The organism is Cryptosporangium arvum DSM 44712, assembly GCF_000585375.1.
In the GTDB taxonomy this organism is placed as follows: Bacteria; Actinomycetota; Actinomycetes; order Mycobacteriales; family Cryptosporangiaceae; genus Cryptosporangium; species Cryptosporangium arvum.
The window spans coordinates 2,665,902-2,683,810 of sequence record NZ_KK073874.1 but is presented as its reverse complement, the minus strand read 5'-3'; the positions used below and the strand labels follow the sequence as shown (position 1 = coordinate 2,683,810).

Annotated in this window: 15 protein-coding genes; 7 read left to right on the top strand and 8 right to left on the bottom strand. The window is 72.0% G+C overall.

All coding sequences use genetic code 11. The features are described 5' to 3' along the window. Positions 1–86 precede the first annotated feature (86 nt). From CRYAR_RS12510 to CRYAR_RS12500, 3 genes are read left to right on the top strand one after another with little or no spacing between them, the layout of a single operon-like run. Positions 87–1,274 (top strand): LLM class flavin-dependent oxidoreductase, encoded by a 1,188-nt coding sequence (locus tag CRYAR_RS12510; protein WP_035850760.1) that lies wholly within the window; start codon positions 87–89, stop codon positions 1,272–1,274. Further along, the gene (locus tag CRYAR_RS12505) at positions 1,271–2,602 is read left to right on the top strand and encodes an NtaA/DmoA family FMN-dependent monooxygenase (protein WP_035850757.1); all 1,332 of its coding nucleotides are present in this window, start codon (positions 1,271–1,273) and stop codon (positions 2,600–2,602) included. Before CRYAR_RS12510 ends, CRYAR_RS12505 begins: the two co-directional genes overlap by 4 nt. 58 nt (positions 2,603–2,660) lie before the next feature. Continuing rightward, positions 2,661–3,371: a GNAT family N-acetyltransferase gene (locus CRYAR_RS12500; RefSeq protein WP_035862026.1), complete on the top strand. Its 711-nt coding sequence runs from the start codon at positions 2,661–2,663 to the stop codon at positions 3,369–3,371. Here CRYAR_RS12500 and CRYAR_RS12495 read toward each other — a convergent pair. The 5 genes from CRYAR_RS12495 to cmk all read right to left on the bottom strand — a co-directional run bounded on the left by CRYAR_RS12495 (position 3,312) and on the right by cmk (position 9,744). Beyond that, positions 3,312–6,209 (bottom strand): YfhO family protein, encoded by a 2,898-nt coding sequence (locus CRYAR_RS12495; protein ID WP_157017616.1) that lies wholly within the window; start codon positions 6,207–6,209, stop codon positions 3,312–3,314. The genes CRYAR_RS12500 and CRYAR_RS12495 overlap by 60 nt on opposite strands. 65 nt (positions 6,210–6,274) lie before the next feature. Further along, a complete protein-coding gene (locus CRYAR_RS12490) occupies positions 6,275–6,970 on the bottom strand; it encodes a ferredoxin reductase (protein ID WP_211247406.1) in 696 nt (231 codons plus the stop codon). A 43-nt stretch (positions 6,971–7,013) separates the two neighbouring features. Beyond that, a complete protein-coding gene (locus tag CRYAR_RS12485; RefSeq protein ID WP_035850748.1) occupies positions 7,014–7,610 on the bottom strand; it encodes a sulfite oxidase-like oxidoreductase in 597 nt (198 codons plus the stop codon). Continuing rightward, entirely contained in the window at positions 7,607–9,025 is a 1,419-nt protein-coding gene (der, locus tag CRYAR_RS12480; RefSeq protein ID WP_035850745.1) for a ribosome biogenesis GTPase Der, read from the bottom strand. The genes CRYAR_RS12485 and der overlap by 4 nt, the downstream gene beginning before the upstream one ends. Further along, positions 9,022–9,744, bottom strand: a complete 723-nt coding sequence (gene cmk, locus CRYAR_RS12475) for a (d)CMP kinase (protein ID WP_245620445.1) — start codon at positions 9,742–9,744, stop codon at positions 9,022–9,024. The genes der and cmk overlap by 4 nt, the downstream gene beginning before the upstream one ends. Before the next feature lie 104 nt (positions 9,745–9,848). Here cmk and CRYAR_RS12470 point away from each other — a divergent pair, with 104 nt between their 5' ends. Genes CRYAR_RS12470 through CRYAR_RS12455 form a run of 4 tightly spaced genes read left to right on the top strand, consistent with a single transcriptional unit; the run spans position 9,849 to position 14,546 of the window. Continuing rightward, positions 9,849–10,664, top strand: a complete 816-nt coding sequence (locus CRYAR_RS12470) for a hypothetical protein (RefSeq protein WP_035850742.1) — start codon at positions 9,849–9,851, stop codon at positions 10,662–10,664. A gap of 41 nt (positions 10,665–10,705) precedes the next feature. Beyond that, positions 10,706–11,803: a hypothetical protein gene (locus CRYAR_RS12465; RefSeq protein WP_035850738.1), complete on the top strand. Its 1,098-nt coding sequence runs from the start codon at positions 10,706–10,708 to the stop codon at positions 11,801–11,803. Continuing rightward, a complete protein-coding gene (locus tag CRYAR_RS12460) occupies positions 11,800–13,242 on the top strand; it encodes a hypothetical protein (RefSeq protein WP_035850735.1) in 1,443 nt (480 codons plus the stop codon). Before CRYAR_RS12465 ends, CRYAR_RS12460 begins: the two co-directional genes overlap by 4 nt. Further along, entirely contained in the window at positions 13,239–14,546 is a 1,308-nt protein-coding gene (locus tag CRYAR_RS12455) for an AAA domain-containing protein (RefSeq protein ID WP_035850732.1), read from the top strand. The genes CRYAR_RS12460 and CRYAR_RS12455 overlap by 4 nt, the downstream gene beginning before the upstream one ends. Positions 14,547–14,615: 69 nt before the next feature. On the opposite strand, the gene arfA is transcribed toward CRYAR_RS12455, so the two are convergent. From arfA to CRYAR_RS12440, 3 genes are read right to left on the bottom strand one after another with little or no spacing between them, the layout of a single operon-like run. Continuing rightward, positions 14,616–16,115, bottom strand: a complete 1,500-nt coding sequence (gene arfA / locus CRYAR_RS12450; protein WP_035850730.1) for an arabinosylfuranosidase ArfA — start codon at positions 16,113–16,115, stop codon at positions 14,616–14,618. A gap of 4 nt (positions 16,116–16,119) precedes the next feature. After that, positions 16,120–17,001 carry a carbohydrate ABC transporter permease gene (locus CRYAR_RS12445; protein WP_035850728.1) on the bottom strand — a complete coding sequence of 294 codons (882 nt, stop codon included), beginning with the start codon at positions 16,999–17,001 and terminating at the stop codon, positions 16,120–16,122. 2 nt (positions 17,002–17,003) lie between these two features. Continuing rightward, positions 17,004–17,906, bottom strand: a complete 903-nt coding sequence (locus CRYAR_RS12440) for a carbohydrate ABC transporter permease (RefSeq protein WP_035850726.1) — start codon at positions 17,904–17,906, stop codon at positions 17,004–17,006. Positions 17,907–17,909 lie beyond the last annotated feature (3 nt).

Sequence of the window (17,909 nt, the reverse complement as noted above, 5' to 3'; positions counted from 1 at the left end):
GACGGATATCCCCGGCGCGTCGAAATAACCCACTGCGAAAACATAGTTGCCCGATAGGGATTAGACGATCAGCCTCGTACCGAGTTATGGTCAGAAACGTGTCTGCGCCCTTACATCTTGCGGTCGCGTTCGACGGCGCCGGGTGGCACCCGGCGGCCTGGCGGGAGCCGGAGGCTCGCCCGGCCGATCTACTCTCCGCCGGCTACTGGGTCGACCTGGCCGCCGAAGCCGAGGCCGGCCGGCTCGACTTCCTGACGATCGAGGACGCGGTCGGCTTGCAGACCAGCGACTTCGACCGCCAGGACGACCGGGTCGACCAGGTCCGCGGCCGCCTCGACGCGGTGCTCATCGCGTCCCGGGTGGCCCCGCGCACCCGGCACGTCGGGCTGGTGCCCACCGCCACCGTCACCCACACCGAGCCGTTCCACCTCTCCAAAGCCATCGCGACGCTCGACTACGTCAGCCGAGGGCGGGCCGGCCTCCGCGTGCAGGTCTCCGCACGCGCCCACGAGGCCGACCACTTCGGCCGCCGCCAGATCCCGCGGCTGCGCGTCGAGGACCTGCGCTCCGACCGGCTCGCCGACCTGTTCGACGAGGCCGCCGACTACGTCGAGGTGCTCCGCCGCCTCTGGGACTCGTGGGAGGACGACGCGGAGATCCGTGACGCCGCGACCGGGCGCTTCGTCGACCGCGACAAACTGCACTACATCAACTTCGAAGGCCGGTTCTTCGACGTCAAGGGTCCGTCGATCACGCCGCGGCCACCGCAGGGGCAGCCGCTCGTCACCGCACTCGCGCACGCGACGATCCCGTATCGCCTCGGGGCCCGCAGCAGCGACGTCGTCTACGTGACGCCGCACGACGTCGAGGAAGCGAGGACGATCCTCGCCGAGGTCCGCGCCGAACAGGAGGCGGCCGGTCGCTCCGGCGAGACCGTGCACGTCTTCGCCGACCTCGTGGTGTTCCTCGACGGCCGGGACCGGAAGGCCCGCCTCGACGAGCAGGCCGGCGAGGAGTACCGGTCCGACGCGCTGATCTTCACCGGCTCACCCGCCGAGCTGGCCGACCTGCTGCTCGAGTGGCAGGCCGCCGGTCTGTCGGGCTTCCGCCTGCGCCCGGGGGTGCTCCCGACCGACCTGGAAGCAATCACCCGAGGCCTGGTGCCCGAACTACAGCAGCGGGGCGTGTTCCGCCGCGCCTACGAGGCGGACACGCTCCGGGGCCTGCTGGGGTTGTCCCGTCCCGCCAATCGGTACGCGAGGGCTGAGTCGTGAAGCAGATCCACCTGGCCGCTCACTTCCCCGGCGTCAACAACACCACGGTCTGGAGCGACCCGGCGGCCGGCAGCCACATCGAGTTCGACTCGTTCGTCCACCTGGCGCAGACCGCGGAGCGCGCGAAGTTCGACTTCTTCTTCCTCGCCGAAGGGCTGCGCCTGCGCGAGCAGGGCGGCCGGATCTACGACCTCGACGTCGTGGGCCGCCCCGACACGTTCACCGTGCTCGCCGCGCTGGCCGCGGTCACCGACCGGCTCGGCCTGACCGGCACGATCAACTCGACGTTCAACGAGCCGTACGAGGTCGCGCGCCAGTTCGCGTCGCTCGACCACCTGTCGGCCGGCCGCGCCGGGTGGAACGTCGTGACCTCGTGGGACGCGTTCACCGGCGAGAACTTCCGCCGCGGCGGGTTCCTCGACCAGTCCGACCGGTACGCGCGGGCCAAGGAGTTCCTCGCGACCGCCGCCGAGCTGTTCGACTCCTGGCGCGGCGACGAGATCGTCGCCGACAAGGTCTCCGGGGCGTTCCTGCGCGACCCGGCCGCCGGCACGTTCCGGCACCAGGGCGACCAGTTCGACATCCACGGCCGGTTCAACGTGCCGCGGTCGCCCCAGGGTCGCCCGGTGATCCTCCAGGCCGGTGACTCCGACGAGGGGCGCGAGTTCGCCGCCGCCACCGCCGACGCGATCTTCAGCCGGTACGGCACGCTGGCCGAGGGGCAGGCGTTCTACTCCGACGTGAAGGGCCGGCTGGCCCGGTACGGGCGCACGCCGGATCAGCTCGTGATCCTGCCCGCGGCGACGTTCACGCTCGGCGACACCGACGCCGACGCGCAGGAGAAGGCCGCGGTGATCCGCCGCCAGCAGGTGAGCGGCCAGACCGCGCTCAAGTTCGCCGAACAGCTCTGGAACCGGGACCTGTCCGGTTACGACCCGGACGGTCCGCTGCCCGACGTCGACCCGGTCGTCGGTGACTCGCACATCTCGCGCGGGCGGGCCAGCGTGCGGATGTTCCGGGACCCGCTCGCGGTGGCGCGGCAGTGGCGTGATCTCGCGGCGGAAAAGAAGCTCTCCCTGCGCGAGGTGGTCATCGAGGTGACCGGGCGGCAGAACTTCATCGGCTCGGCGTCCACGATCGCCGAGCAGATCAACACGCTCGTGCAGGCGGACGCCAGCGACGGGTTCATCCTCGTCCCGCACATCACGCCGGGTGGGCTGGACGAGTTCGCCGACACGGTCGTGCCGCTGCTGCAGGAGCGGGGTGTCCTCCGCACCGAGTACGAGGGCACGACGCTGCGCGATCACCTCGGCCTGGCTCCCCGGTGACCGGAGCCACGCGGGCCGGGCGGATCGGCCCGGGCGCTCGTAGGCTCATCCGGTGAGCATCGTCCAGAATCCGCCGGGCACCACCGTCGAGCCGCACCCGCTCGACCACGCTGCCTGGGCCTCGCTCACCGGTGCGCACCGGCACCTGGCGCAGATCCACGGGCAGGCCGCCCGCTATCTGCCCGACGTGTCCCCGCTCGGCGTGCTCGCCCCCGGCGCGGACGCCCGGGTGTGGGACGACGTGATCGCGCTGTTGGGCCCGGACGCGGTGCTGTCGCTGACGGCGCTGGACGTCACCCCGCCGGAGAGCTTCGGCATCGAGTTCTCGGCGCCGGGCGTCCAGCTGATCGACGCGACCGTCGACGCCCGGACGGACCCGGAGGCGATCCGGCTGACCACGGCGGACGTGCCGGAGATGCTCGAGCTGGTCGAACGGACCCGGCCCGGTCCGTTCGCGCGGCGGACGATCGAGCTCGGCACCTACCTCGGGATCCGCCGCGAGGGAGCGCTGATCGCGATGGCGGGTGAGCGGATGCGCCCACCGGGCCACACCGAGATCAGCGCGGTGTGCACCGACCCCGCCCACCGAGGGCAGGGGTTGGGCAGCCGGCTCGTGCTGGCGGTCGCGGCCGGCATCCGGGCCCGTGGCGAGGTGCCGTTCCTGCACGCCGCCGCGACGAACACCGGAGCGATCGCCCTCTACGAGAAACTAGGCTTCGTCCTTCGCCGGAACACCACCTTCAGCGCGATCCGCACGCCGGCGGCGTAGGTACCACCACTCGCCGGTGACCGCCGCGACCAGCAGGATCGCGGTGCCCGCACTGAGCCAGGCGCCGAGGCCGGCGTACTTCGGGGCGTACGAGAAGTCGATCGTGTGCGTCCCGGCCGGGACGTGCACCGCCGCGAGCCCGTGGTCCGCGCGGACGAGGTCGGCCGGACGACCGTCGACCGTCACCCGCCACGTCGACTGGATCGCGTCGGCGAGCACCAGGTACCCGGCGCCCTCGGCGTCCACGGCCAGCCGCATCTCGTCGAAACCGTCGTCGACCCACCGCACGGTGGCCGGTTTGCCCTCGGCGGCACCGCCCGGCGCGTCGAGCACCACGGCGTCGGCCGCCAGCGCCCCGTCCGCGAGCAGGCCCAGCCGACGCTCGGACGACCTTTCCACGACCACGCTCGACGCCCACCGCGCCCGCGGCAGCGCGGTCGCGCGCTGGTAGACGATCGCGTCGCCGTCCTTCACCAGCGTCAGCCCGTCGTTGGTGCGTGCCACCGTCGAGAGCGCCGGCGCCCCGGACCGACCGGCCACGAGCAGCGGCGCGTCCCCCCGGAGCGAGATCTCGGCCGTGAGGCGGGTGCCGGCCGGCACGTCCTCGGCCGCGAGCGGCACGTAGAACGGCTGGTCGGCGGCGATGGCGCGGTCGACCCGCTCGGACCGGGCCACCTCGCGCCCGCTCGAGTCCCGCAGGACGACACCGATCCACCGCGCGTACGTCTCCGTGACGTCCCGCGACACCGGCGTCACCCCGATGCCGCGGATCGGCCCGGTGACCGGCACCGGCACGCTCACCGGCCGGCCGGGGGACAACGTGTACGTCGAGGCGTCCCCGGCGTCCTTCTTCTCGACGCCGTACGGGATCTGCGTGGCCGGCGTGACGTACTCGGCGACCGAGAGCCGGTCGAGGATCGGGTTCGTCGGTGACGTGCCGTCGTTGAGCGGCTGCGGCCACAGGAACGTCGCCGGCTTCGGCGGCGGGCTGAACTGGTAGCCGGGCAACGCCTCGAGCAGCTCGGCGAACCGGGCCTCGACGAACGAGTGGCCCTGCAGCCCCCGCAGCCGGTGGAGCTGGTGGACGCCGCCGAGCACCGCGCCGTTGGAACCCCAGAACCGCTCGTGCCCGAGGTTGGCCTCCAGGTACCGGTGGGTGTCGGTGACCGGGTAGAAGTTCTTCACCGGCGTCCGCGGCCAGTAGTTGTGCACCCACAGCAGCGCCTGCGCGGCGACGAGGAGCGGGATCAGCGCGGCGGCGGCCAGGCGCAGCGCGCGGTGCCTGGGCGCGAACCAGAGCCAGCCCGCGGCGCCCAGCGCGGCGCACACGAACATCAGGCCGATCGCCAGCTCGCGGTTGAGCCACCCGAGGTGCGGCCCGCCGCCCGGGAACCCCCACTCGGCGTCGTGCACCAGCGCGAACCGGCGCGCCGACACGTACAGCACGACCCCGAACGCGGCCACGCCCGCCCACACCGCGCCGCCCCACACCGCGCGGCGCTTGTCGCTCAGCGGCCGGTGGTCGCGAGCCCGGTCGAGCAGCAGCTGGAACCCCACCGCCGCGATCACCGCGACGCCGAATCCGAGGACACTGCGGGCGCGCTCGACCGCGTTGTCGCTGAACAGGTACGGCAGCTTCTGCAACAGCGCCAGCGGCGGCCCGCCGAGGAAGATGATGCCGCCCCAGACCGCGGTGGACACCACGAAGAACCACCACGCGCCCCTCGGCAGCGCCACCCGCGCCCGGCGGAACAGCGCGATCGCGGCGATCAGCAGCACGGCGACGCCGGCCCCGACGTACGCGACCTCCTCCAGGAAGATCCGCGTCTCGTACCAGTACGGGCCCTCGGGTGGCTGCACGGTGCCGAACACGTACGGCGCGATCGAGGTCAGCAGCACCTGGGTGGGGATGTGCTGGTCGGGTGTCTGCTCGCGGCCACGCACCAGCACCGTGGACATCATCGACACCCAGGGCAGGATCTGGATCGCGACGAGCGCGACGCCGGTGCCGACCCCGGCCAGGGCACGCAGCCAGACGCCGAGCGTGCGCCGGGTCCACCCGTGCTCGGCCGCCGACCGGACGATCACGTAGAAAGCCCCGGTGACCAGCGCGTACATGGTGACCGCGGGGAAGCCGCCCAGCCACATCGCCGCACACGTGAGCGCGAGCAGCGCCGCGTCACGCGGCCGGCGGTTCTGCACGACGCACTCCAGCGCCCAGAACACCGCCGGGACGAACGCGGCGACCCGGCTCTGCGGCCAGTTCACCCAGACGATCATGAACGCGCTGGTGGCGAACGCGAGCCCGCCGAGGAGCGCGGCCGGTTTCCCCAGCTTCAGCCGCCGCAGGAACAGATAACTGCCGCCGACCGCGACGACGATCTGCAGCAGCAGCATGTACGCCGACGCCAGCCAGGCCGGCAGGAACCAGAACGGCAGCGCGACCGGCGAGGCCATCCCGGCGTTCGGGGTGCCGCCGAGCGAACCGCCGCCGAGCGCGTACGGGTTCCAGTTGGCCCACTCGCCGGACCGGATCGCATCGCCGAACAGCGCGGCGTTCGGGATCGCGGAGTCGACCGTGTCGCCCAGGTCGAGCGTCTCGCGCTGGACGCCGAGCAGCTCACCGTCGGTGTACGGCGCGACCCGCGCGAGCAGGCCGGTCTCGGTGAGCGAGCTGCCGCCCCACAGCGGCGATCCGATGCCGCCGAGCGCGAACGCGGCGATCGCGAGGACGACGATCGTGACCAACGGATCCGGTCGGCGTCGCCACCAGCGGGGGGACTTTTCTTCGGCGGGGCTCTCGGAAGCCCGGGGGGTGAGTTGCTGCGTCGCGCTCATCGGGGCGGAAGCTACCACTCCCGTGCGACGGTACCGGCACGGACCGTACTGAGATAGGAGAAGCTTTACCTTCCGGTAGGACCGAAGCGCTCGGTACGGATCGACGCCGGATCGTGCCCCGCGTCGACGAGCAGGTTGGCGACGGTCTCGACGAACGGCGTCGGCCCGCACACGTAGACCCGCGGCTTGTCGTCGGGGGTCCAGGTGTGGGCGGCGAGCAGCCCGGCACCGACCCGGCCCGGCGGCAGCGGCCAGTCCGGCGGGGTGCGCCGGGTATAGGCGTAGGTGACCTCGACGCCGAGTTCGGCCAGCTCGGACGGGTAGATCGCTTCGGCCGGGCTCCGCACGGAGTAGAGCACCTTGAACGGCGCATCCGACCCCGCCTGGGCCCGGGCCCTGACCATCGCCATCAGCGGCACGATGCCCGACCCGCCGGCGATCAGCTGCACCGGCTCGGCCGCCGTCGGTGACTCAGCCCCCGGACGCCAGACGAAGTACCCGCCGACCGGTCCGCGCAGCTCCAGCGGATCACCGACCGAGAGCACCCGCGCCAGGTACGGCGACACCTCACCGTCGTCCACGACCTGCACGGTGATCTCGACCCGGCCCGGAGCCGACGCGGACGAGATCGAGTACGACCGTTCGGTGGAGTACCCGTCGGGAGCGGTCAGTCGCACGTCGAGGTGCTGACCGGCCAGGTGCCCCGGCCAGTCCGGAACGTCGAGCACGAGCGTGCGGGCGGTGGCCGTCTCGTCGCGCACCGCGGCGACGGTACCCACCTGCCAGGACAGCCGCCTGACCACCTCAGTCCCCCTCGTAGCGCTGCTCGCGCCAGGGGTCGCCGTAGTTGTGGTAGCCGTTCTCCTCCCAGAACCCGGGCTCGTCCTCGAGCAGCAACTGGATGCCGCGCACCCACTTCGCGCTCTTCCAGAAGTAGAGGTGCGGGACCAGCAGCCGGGCCGGCCCGCCGTGCTCGGGTTCGAGCGGCTGGCCGTCGAAGCCGAACGCGATCCAGGCCTTGCCGTCGAGCAGGTCCTCCAGCGGCAGGTTCGTCGAGTACCCGCCGTAGGAGTAGACCTTCGCGTACTCGGCCTCGGTCTCGATGTTCTCGAACAGCGTGTCCAGCGACACGCCCTCCCAGTCGGTGTCGAGCTTCGACCACTTGGTGACGCAGTGGATGTCGACGTGCGGCGTCTCGCGCGGGAGTGCCTGCAGGGCCTCCCAGCCCCAGCCGTGGATCGCGCCGGTCTCGGTGACGATGCCGAAGTTCCACTCCTCCAGGTCCACCTGCGGCGTGGGGCCGTAGGTGAGCACCGGGAAGTCCTCGGTGAGGTACTGGCCGGGCGGTAAGTCCCGGTCGTGCCGACGCCGTCCGGTGAAACCGGGCGAGATCACGCTCATCGACGTTTTCTCTTTTCTTTGATCCGCACCGTGATCTGGATCGGCGTGCCGGCGAACCCGTAGTCCTCGCGCAGCCGCCGCTCGATGTACCGCGTGTAGGCCACGTCGACGGGGCCGCTGGTGAACAGCACGAACCGGGGCGGCTTGCTGCCGGCCTGGGTCGCGAACAGAATGCGGGTCTGCTTGCCGCCACGCACCGGGTGCGGGTGGGCCGCGACCAGCTCGGAGAGCCAGCTGTTCAGCCGCCCGGTGGGGATGCGCTGCTCCCAGCCTTCCAGCGAGGTACGCAGCGCGGGCGCGAGCTTGTCGACGGCCCGCCGGGTGCGCGCGGAGATGTTGACCCGCGGCGCCCAGCGGATCCGCTGCAGGTCACGGTCGATCTCGCGCTCGAGCAGCTCGCGGCGGTCCTCGTCGAGCAGGTCCCACTTGTTGAACGCCAGCACGAGCGCGCGGCCGGTCTCCACAACCGTCGTGATCACGCGCTGGTCCTGCTCGCTCAGCGGCTCGCTGGCGTCGAGCAGGACGACGGCCACCTCGGCGGCCTCGATCGCGGCCGCGGTTCGCAGGCTGGCGTAGTACTCGGCGCCGCTGGCGAACGTGACCTTCTTGCGCAGGCCCGCGGTGTCGACGAAACGCCACACCTCGTCGCCCAGCTCGACCAGGCTGTCGACCGGGTCGACGGTGGTACCCGCGACCGCGTCGACGACCGCGCGGTTCTCCTTGGTGACGGCGTTGAGCAGGCTCGACTTGCCGACGTTCGGCCGGCCGACGAGCGCGACCCGGCGCGGGCCACCGGTGCCGAAGCGGCCTTCCTGGGGCGCCTCGGGCAGCACCTCGAGAACCTTGTCGAGCAGGTCACCGGAGCCGCGGCCGTGCAGGGCCGAGACCGGCCAGGGTTCGCCGAGGCCGAGGCGCCAGAGCTCGGCGACGTCGGCCTCGCCCTTGGTGTCGTCGACCTTGTTGGCCGCGAGCACCACCGGCTTGCCGCCGCGCTGCAGCACCCGGGCCACGGCCGCGTCGGTCTCGGTGATGCCGACCCGCGCGTCGACGACGAGCAGGACCGCGTCCGCGACCGTCATCGCGTACCGGGCCTGATCGGCGATCGCCGCGGCACGGCCCTGGGCGTCGGGCTCCCAGCCGCCGGTGTCGACGAGCGTGAAGCGGCGGCCGTTCCACAGCGCGTCGTAGGCCACGCGGTCGCGGGTGACGCCGGGAACGTCCTGGACCACCGCTTCGCGGCGGCCGAGGACACGGTTGACCAACGTGGACTTGCCGACGTTGGGCCGGCCGACGACCGCGAGCACGGGCAGTGCGCCCGGTACGTCGTCGTCACCGCCCTCGTCGGAGTCCAGCGAGGCCAGCTCGGCGTCGGAGATTTCGTATTCCTCAGCGAGCTGAGTCCAGTTGTCGCTCATCGGGCCGGGGCTCCTGCGGTCTCGGAGACGACGCGGAGGACGGCGGCGACGACCTGCTCGAACGTCAAAGGGGAAGTGTCGATCTCGACGACACCGTCGGCGGCGACGAGGAAGTCCACGACGGTGGAGTCACGCGCGTCGCGGGTCGCGATCTGGGCGTGGGTGGCGGCGAGCGACGCCGCGTCGTCGTTGCCGTGCAGCTCGCGGGCGCGACGGGCGATCCGGGCGTTCTCGTCCGCGGTGAGCAGGAGGCGCACGTCGGCGTCGGGCGCGACGACCGTGGTGATGTCCCGACCCTCGGCGACGATCCCCGCGCCCTTCTCCTCGATCAGCGCCCGCTGCCGGGCGATCAGGTCGGACCGGACGTCGAGGTTCGTCGCGATCGCGCTGACGTTCTCGGAGATCCGCGTCTGCCGGATGGCGGCGGTGACGTCGACGCCGTCGACGGCGATCCGGGGCGACGCCGGGTCGGTCGCGACGTCGAGCACCAGGGCCCGGCTGAGCGCGGCGACCGCCGGTTGATCGGTGAGGTCGAGCCCGCGGTCGAGCGCGGCCCAGGTGACGGCCCGGTACATCGCGCCGGTGTCGAGGTAGCGGAGGCCGAGCGTGCGGGCCACCTCCCGGCAGACACTCGATTTGCCCGATCCCGAGGGGCCGTCGACGGCGATGACGCCCCGGAAACCCGTATTCAACGACTGGCCTTCCTGTGAACCGAACACCCTCCTATCATGCCCGCTCCGGCGGCAACGGGGGAACGCGGTGGTGGAGGGTGGAATTCACTGGGTCTTGCTGGAGAATACTGGAACGAGCTAAATTCGGAGCCGTGACCGGACCGGCCGAGGCACTGGAGCGCCGCATCGACGACCTGCGCGCCGCGGTCCGCCGGGCCGTCACCGCGGGCGAACGGGCCCGCGCCCGCACGCTGCGGACCGAACTCCACCGCACCGAGCGGGAGTGGGAGTCCGCCCTCGAAGCGCTGGCGCCGGACTCCGAGCCCGCCGGGCCCGCACCGGCTCCGGCCGCGCTGCTCCCCCTGCGTGAGCAGGTCCACCAGGCGCTGACGATGCTCGGAGCGCCGGCCGCGCCGAAGCTGATCGTCCAGGTGCACGAGGCGTTCTCCACCGGCGGCCTCACGTCGGCCCGGCTGACCAGCCTGCGGCGCGACGAGGAGCGGTCGTTCCGCTCGGCGCCGCAGATGCGGCCGTACTACCTGTGCGCGGCGCTCACCGCGGACCTCCTCGCGCCGGCCCGCGGGCTGCTCGCGGTGTCCACCTGGCCGATGTCCGCGCGTGTCATCGGTCCGCTCAGCCCACGCGTCGATTTCCTCACCGCGGCCGCCCGGCTGGCCGAGCACGTCCAGCGACTGGCCGACCCGGGCCCGGCGGCGCGCCGGCTGCTCTGGCGGTTCGCCGCGAACATCCCCGGAGCCGGGAACGTCCCCGGAGTCGCGGCCGGCCCCGACCAGACGTCCGCACCGGCGGTGGCCGCCGCCGCGCTCGCCGAACTCGAACTGCACCGCGACACCGACGAGCGGCAACGCGCCGAAGCCGCCCGCCGCGCGCGCGACCGCCTGGACGAGGCCCAGCAGCTGTTCGGAACCAAGTTCGGCGTCGTCGGCCGCAACGCCCGCGCCACCTGAGTCACACTGTTCCCGTAGAGACGCCTTCCCCGAGGACCTCCGTGCCGAAGCTTCCCCCGCCCGATCCCCGGCTCGACCAGCTGCGCGGTGGCGTGCCGCCGAAGCGCCACAACGCCCGCACGATCGCGGCGCTGACCACCAACCCGGGCTGCGTCCGACGTGCGGTGCTCGACACCGCCGGGATCGACAAGGACGCGCTGGCCCGCCACCTCGAGTTCCCGGCCCCGTTCGGGCAGTCGTCGTTCGCGATCACCCGCGGGAACGCCTTCGAGGCCCAGCTGAAGGCCGACGGCTGCGCCGAGCTGCTGACGCTGCTGCGCGAGACCCTCGACCTCGATCTCACCGAGGTCGCGTACGCCGACCTGGAGAGCGTCGGCGACAACGTCTCCGAGAACGCCCGCAACACCTACTCCGAGCAGCGGCTCGCGCACGGCGACGAGAACACGCTGTTCGACCACCCGCTGCTGCGGCTGGTGGTGGCCGGACAGAGCGTGTACCTGGAGCCCGACCTGGTGGCGTTCCAGCACCACGGCGTGTACCACGTCGTCGAGATCAAGTCGTTCGCGGTGATCGACGGGCAGGCCGACCCGGCCAAGGTGGCGGCCGCCGCGATCCAGTCGGCCGTCTACGTGCACGCGCTGCGGCAGTTGCTCGGCCGCCCGGAGGCGGTCGCGGACGAGGTCGTCCTGGTGTGCCCGAAGGACTTCTCCAACCGGCCGGTGGCCACCAAGGTCGACGTCCGCAAGCAGCTGCTCGTGCTCGACCACCAGCTCACCCGGATGGACGACGTGGACACGCTGCTGAGCGCGCTTCCCGCCGGGCTGACGCTCGGGCTCGCACCGGACCCCGAGGGCACCCCGACCCGCCCGGTCGCCGAACTCACCGCGTCGCTCGGCGAGTTGTCCGCCCGGTACTCCCCCGACTGCCTGGGCCACTGCGAGCTCGGTTTCTTCTGCCGCGACGAAGCCACCGGGTGCACCGACGCGCTCGGCACCGCCGTCCGCGAGCAGCTCGGCGGCGTCGACACGATCGCCGAGGCGCTGCAGCTGGCCCAGGGAACCTGGGCCGGCGACGAGCACCAGGCCGAGGTCGCGGCGGTGCTCCGGACGACCGCGCGCGTCTTCTCCGAGAGCGCATGAGCGCGATCGCCGCGTACGCGCGGGCGCTGGCGGTCGTCGAAGGCGTCGCGCAGCCGATCACGACGGTCGCGCACGTGCACGTCGCGGCGCGCCCGCTGGTGCTGGTGCCGCTGGCGCTGGCCGGTGAGGCCAACGCGCCGCTGGCCGCGCTCGTCGGCACCGACCCGGCCTCGCCCCGCCTGCTGATCGTGCCGCAGCCCCGCGACCGCCAGCTGCGGTTCGCGTTCGCCGCGTCGCTGGCCGACGTCGTTCTGGACTACCTGTCGGGGTTCCCGGTCACCGAGGGCGACGAGCCCACCGCCGACGACGCGCCCCAGCTCTGGGTGCCCAACCGCGGCGGGTTCGCGTTCCTGCGCCTGTTCGGACGCTCGACGCGCTTCCGCCGCACCACCGGTCCCTACCCGGTGGCGCCCGGGGTGCCGGTGCTCGGGCGGTGGCTGACCTGGTTCGCCGAGCGGTCGGAGTACCCGGGCGCGAGCACGCTGCTGGCCGCGACCGAGGTGCTCGGGGCGCACTGGGCCACCGGGCAGAGCGCGCTGGAGGACGCGAACCTGGCGGCGCTGCTCGGCTGGATCGACCCGCCGCCGGGCCGGTCCGCCCGCGAGGCCGCCCGCGACGCCGAGGACGCGCTGCGGTGGCCGCCGGCCGGCCCGTCGACCGATCCGACGTTCGACAACGAGGTGCTCTCCCCGGCGATCTCGGCCTACGGCTCGTCCCCCGACGGCTCCGCACTGCGCCGGCGCGCGCTGGCCGGTCTCGAATCCGCGCTCCGCGGCCAGACCCAGCCGACCTGGGAGCTGGTGTGGCGAGCGATCGACCGGATGCGCACGCTGACGCCGGGCGGGTCGGTCGCGGGCCGGTGGGCCGCCGACGCTCGTCAGTACGCGAGTTTCCACCGGTGGATGGCCGAGGACGGGCTGCCGCAGGCGCGCCGGGACGGTGCCGTCGCCGCGGCGCGGCGGCTGCTGCGCCTGGAGTGGGCCCACCAGGAGTACGCGGTGTCACGGTCGTTCGACGACCCCCGGGTGATGGCCGACTTCCGGGTCACCGGTGAGGCGTTCCGCGGCACGGTGACCGAGGTGGACGCCGAGCGCCGCGTCGAGAACGAGAACGGCAACCTGGTGAAGCGGCCGCTGGTGGTCGTGCGCACCGAGGACCCGGTGCACCTGGCGGTGGGCACCGCCGTCGGGTCGCCGGCGCGGCCCAAGCAGTCCGGCCGCGTGCTGGAGATCGACGACGGGCTGGTGACCGTCGAGATCGCCAAGGGACTGCGCGAGGCGCTGCCCCGGGTCGGCGACGACCTCACCTACAGCAGCGTCCTGTCCTCCGGTGGGCGGGGACCGAACCTGCCGCCGGTGGAGGACACGCCCTGGACGCACGGCGGCCCCCCGGAGCCGTACGTGCCCACCGACGAGGACGCCGTGGAGACGTGGGAATGATCGACCCCGCGGCCGAAGCCGCCCGGACCACCGACGCGATCCTCACCGACCTGCGCTCGGGGGCGCACCGCGGGATCGTCGTCGACTCACCGCCCGGTGCCGGCAAGTCGACGCTCGTCGTGCGGGCCGCGCTGGAGCTCGCGCGGGCCGGCGAGCGGCTGATGATCGTCGCGCAGACCAACGAGCAGGTCGACGACCTGATCGTGCGCCTCGCGGCGCCGCTGTTCGAGGCGCGGCCGGACGCGCGGATCGGCCGGTTGTCCCGGGGCGGGTTCGTCGCGCCGCCGCGGCTGGCCGCGCTGCCCAACGTCGTCGTGTCCAGTGCCCTCGCGGACCTGAACGATCCGCTCGTGACGATCGCGACCGCGGCCAAGTGGGCGCACGTGCGCGACGCGGTGTGGCCGTGGGCGATCGTCGACGAGGCCTACCAGATGCGCTCGGACGCGCTGCTCGTGCTCGCGGCCCGGTTCGAGCGGGCGCTGTTCGTGGGTGACCCGGGCCAGCTCGACCCGTTCTCCACCGTGGAGAACGACCGGTGGCGCGGCCTGACCTGGGATCCGATGCAGAGCGCGATCTCGGTGCTGCTGCGCAACAACCCGACCGTTCCGGTGCACCGGCTGCCCGTCTCGTGGCGGCTGCCGTACTCGGCGCAGGACGTCGTGGCGAAAGCGTTCTACCCGTTCACCGGGTTCCGTACCGGCACCGGGCCGGGCGAGCGCGAACTGGGCTTCCGCACCGCCGGACACGGCGTCGAGGACGCGGTGCTGACGACGGCGGCCAAGACCGGGTGGAGCCTGGTGGAGCTGCCCCGGCGGCACACGCTGCGCACCGACGGTGAGGCCGTGGAGGCGGTCGCCACGATCGCCCGGCGGCTGCTGGAGCGGGGCGCCACCGCCCGGGACGGCTCCGAGGTGACGTCCGTCGGCCCGTCACGGATCGCGGTCGGCGCCGCCCACCGCGATCAGGTGGCCGCGATCCGGGCCGCGCTCAACCACCCGGAGATCGTCGTCGACACCGCGAACCGCCTGCAGGGCCGCGAGTACGACGTCACGGTCTTCCTGCACCCGCTCTCCGGCCGGCGCGACGCGACCGCGTTCCACCTCGAGGCGGGCCGCCTGTGCGTGCTCGCGTCACGCCACCGGCAGGCGTGCGTCATCGTGGCCCGCGCCGGCATCCGCGACCTGCTCGACGCCCACCCCTCCAGCGCACCGGTGCACCTGGGAGACCCGGTCAAGTTCCCGGACGGCTGGGCCGCCAACCAGACGATGCTCGCTCATCTGGAGCCCCACACCGTCAGCTGGTAGCCCCCCGGCTGCCTGCTCCCGGCCCGACCGGCCCGGTGTCCACACCGGACCGGTCGGCACCGGCGAGCGTCAGGCGCGTTCGAGGCGGACCAGGCTCCAGGAGAGCGCGGGCAGTTCCAGCGCGACCCGCCCCCCGTCCACCGCGGGGACCTCGACCGGACGCGGCACCACCCGCTCGGGGTTCTCCGCGGTGTTCACCGCTTCGGGGTCGTCGTCGGCGATCATGACGTGCGAGGCCACCCGGTAGCCCGGCCAGGCCCGCAGGTCCACGTCGACGGTCATCGGGGAGGTCTGCGACCGGTTCACCGCGAAGAGCGAGACGCCGTCCTCGTTCTGCACCGCCACCGCGTCCAGCAGCGGCACCTCGCCCAGCCACTTCGTCTCGTGACGCGGCGAGGCCGGCTCCACCCGCAGCACGGTGCCTCGCCCGTACCGCGACGTCAGCGCGAACGGGTGGTAGGTCGCCTGCTTCCAGGCCGCCCCGCCGGGCGTCGTCATGATCGGTGCGATGACGTTGACCAGCTGCGCCTGGCAGCCGATCTTCACCCGGTCCGCGTGGCGCAGCAGGCTGTTGAGCATCGTGCCCACCACGACCGCGTCGGTAACCGAGTACACGTCCTCGATCAGCGGCGGCGCCTCCCGGATCGCCAGGTTCGCCTCGCCCTCGAACCGCTTGAGGTACCAGACGTTCCACTCGTCGAACGAGATGTTCAGCCGCTTCTTGCGGCGCCCCACCGCACGCACGTGGTCGGCGGTGGCGATCACCGCGTCGATGAAGCGGTCCATGTCGACCGCGCACGCCAGGAAGCTGTCCCGGTCGTCGCCGCGCTGCTCGTAGTAGGCGTGCATCGAGACGTAGTCGACCTGGTCGTACGTCTCGCCGAGCATCGTCGCCTCCCACGATCCGAACGTCGGCATCGAGGAGTTCGAACTGCCACAGGCCACCAGCTCGATCGACGGGTCGACCAGCCGCATCGCCTTCGCGGTCTCGGACGCCAGCCGCCCGTACTCGTACGCGGTCTTGTGGCCGATCTGCCAGGGCCCGTCCATCTCGTTGCCCAGGCACCAGGTCCTGATCCCGTGGGGTTCCGCGGAACCGTTCTTCCGGCGCAGGTCCGACAGGTACGTGCCGCCGGGCAGGTTGCAGTACTCGATCAGGTCGCGGGCGGCGTCGATGCCCCGGGTACCGAGGTTGACGGCCATCATGGTCTCGGCACCGACCGACCGCGCCCACGGCAGGAACTCGTCGACGCCCACCCGGTTGGTCTCCAGTGACCGCCAGGCCAGGTCGAGCCGGGTGGGCCGCTCGTCGACCGGCCCGATCCCGTCCTCCCACCTGTACCCGGAGACGAAGTTGCCGCCGGGATACCGGATCAGCGGTACGCCCAGGTCCCGAGTCAGGTCGGCCACGTCGGTCCGGAAGCCGGATTCGTCGGCGAGGGGATGCCCGGGCTCGTAGATGCCCGTGTACACGCACCGCCCCATGTGCTCGACGAACGACCCGTAAAGCCGCGGATCGACGTCCCCGACCGTGAACGCCGGATCGATCGTCAGTGAAGCCTGCAGCACGAACTCACCCCTTGATTCCGGTACCGGCGATGCCTTCGACGATGTTCCGCTGGAACAGCAGGAACACCGCGACCAGCGGCACCGCGCCCAACACCGCCGTCGCCATCGTGTCGGCGTAGCGGATACCGAACGCGCCCTGCACCGTCGCCAACCCCACCGGGATCGTCATCAGGTCGGGGTTCGTCAGTACCAGCAGTGGCCAGAGCAGGCTGTTCCACGCCCAGACGAACGTGAAGATCGAGACCGCGGCGACCGCGGGGCGGGCCAGCGGTAACACGATCTGCCAGTAGACCCGGAAGAAGCCGGCGCCGTCGACGCGGGCCGCCTCCTCCAAGTCGGCCGGCAGGCCGTCGAAGAACTGCTTGAAGATGAAGACCGCGATCGCGGTCGGTGCCTGCGGCAGCGCGACGGCCCAGAACGTGTTCAGCAGGCCGAGCGACTGGAACTCCCGGAACTGCGGCACCATCAGCACCTGCGACGGCACCATGATGCCCGCGAGGATGAACCAGAACACCAGCGTGCGGTACTTGAAGCGCATCCGGGACAGCGCGAACGCGGCCAGGCTCGCGGTGGCCACGGTCAGCACCGCCGACAGGGCCGATGCGATGAACGTCGAGGCCCACCACTGCAGCATGTCGGTGTCGGTGAAGACGCGGCCGAACGCGGCGAGCGTCGGGTTGTCGATCCACCACGTGGTGTTGACGGTCTCGGCGTTGGGCTTGAGCGCGGTGTCCAGCGCCCACAGGATCGGCACGAGCCAGAGAAGCGCGAACGCGATGAGCACGCCGACGCAGATCCGGTTGAAGATCGCGACGCGCCGGTCGACGGTCGCGACCGTCACGGTTCGATCGGCCCGCGCGGGCGGCGCCAACGTCTCGGTGACCATGCTCAGGTCTCCTTCTGCTGCGAACGGACGAGCCGGAACCAGACGATCGACACCGCCAGCACGACGAGGAAGAACAGCATCGAGACCGCGGACGCGTAACCGATGCGGTAGTTGGTGAAGCTCTCGTCGTAGACGTACTGCAGGAGCGAGCGGGTGGAGTAGTTCGGCCCGCCCGAGGTCATGATGTACATCTGGTCGAACACCTTCAGCGAGGCGATGACCTGCAGTACCGCGACGAGCGTCGTGGTGCGCCCGAGCAGCGGGATCGTCACGTGCCGGATCTGCTGCCAGGGGCCGGCGCCGTCGAGTGCGGCCGCCTCGTAGAGGTCACGCGGGATCTCCTGCAGCCCCGCCAGGTACAGCACGAAGTTGAAGCCGATCGTCCACCACACCGTCGTCATCGCCAGCGCCGGCATCGCCCACGTCTCGCTGCCGAGCCAGTTCGGGGCGGTGATGCCGATCTTGGCCAGCGTGGTGTCGAGCAGCCCGATGCCGGGCGACAGGATCCACATGAAGATCAGCGCGACGACCGCGGAGGGCAGCACGTACGGCAGGAAGAACGCCAGGCGGTAGAACCACTGGCCGCGGTTGATGCGGTTGGCCAGCAGGGCCAGCACCAGCGCGAGGATCACCAGCGGCGGCGTGGTGAGGATCGTGAACCAGAACGTGTGCCACAGCGACGACCAGAAGTCGGAGCTGCCCAGCGCGTCGATGTAGTTCTGCAGGCCGGCGAAGGTCGAAAGGCCGGACTTGACCATGCTGGTGTCGTAGAAGCTCATCACCAGGCCGTAGAGCGCGGGCCCGACGATGAACAGGACGTACAGGATCAGGAACGGGGCGAGGAAGGCAGCGGCCGAACGCCCCTGCCCTGGTGCGCGGCCGGGCCGCAGCGCGGGTGTGGTCATCGG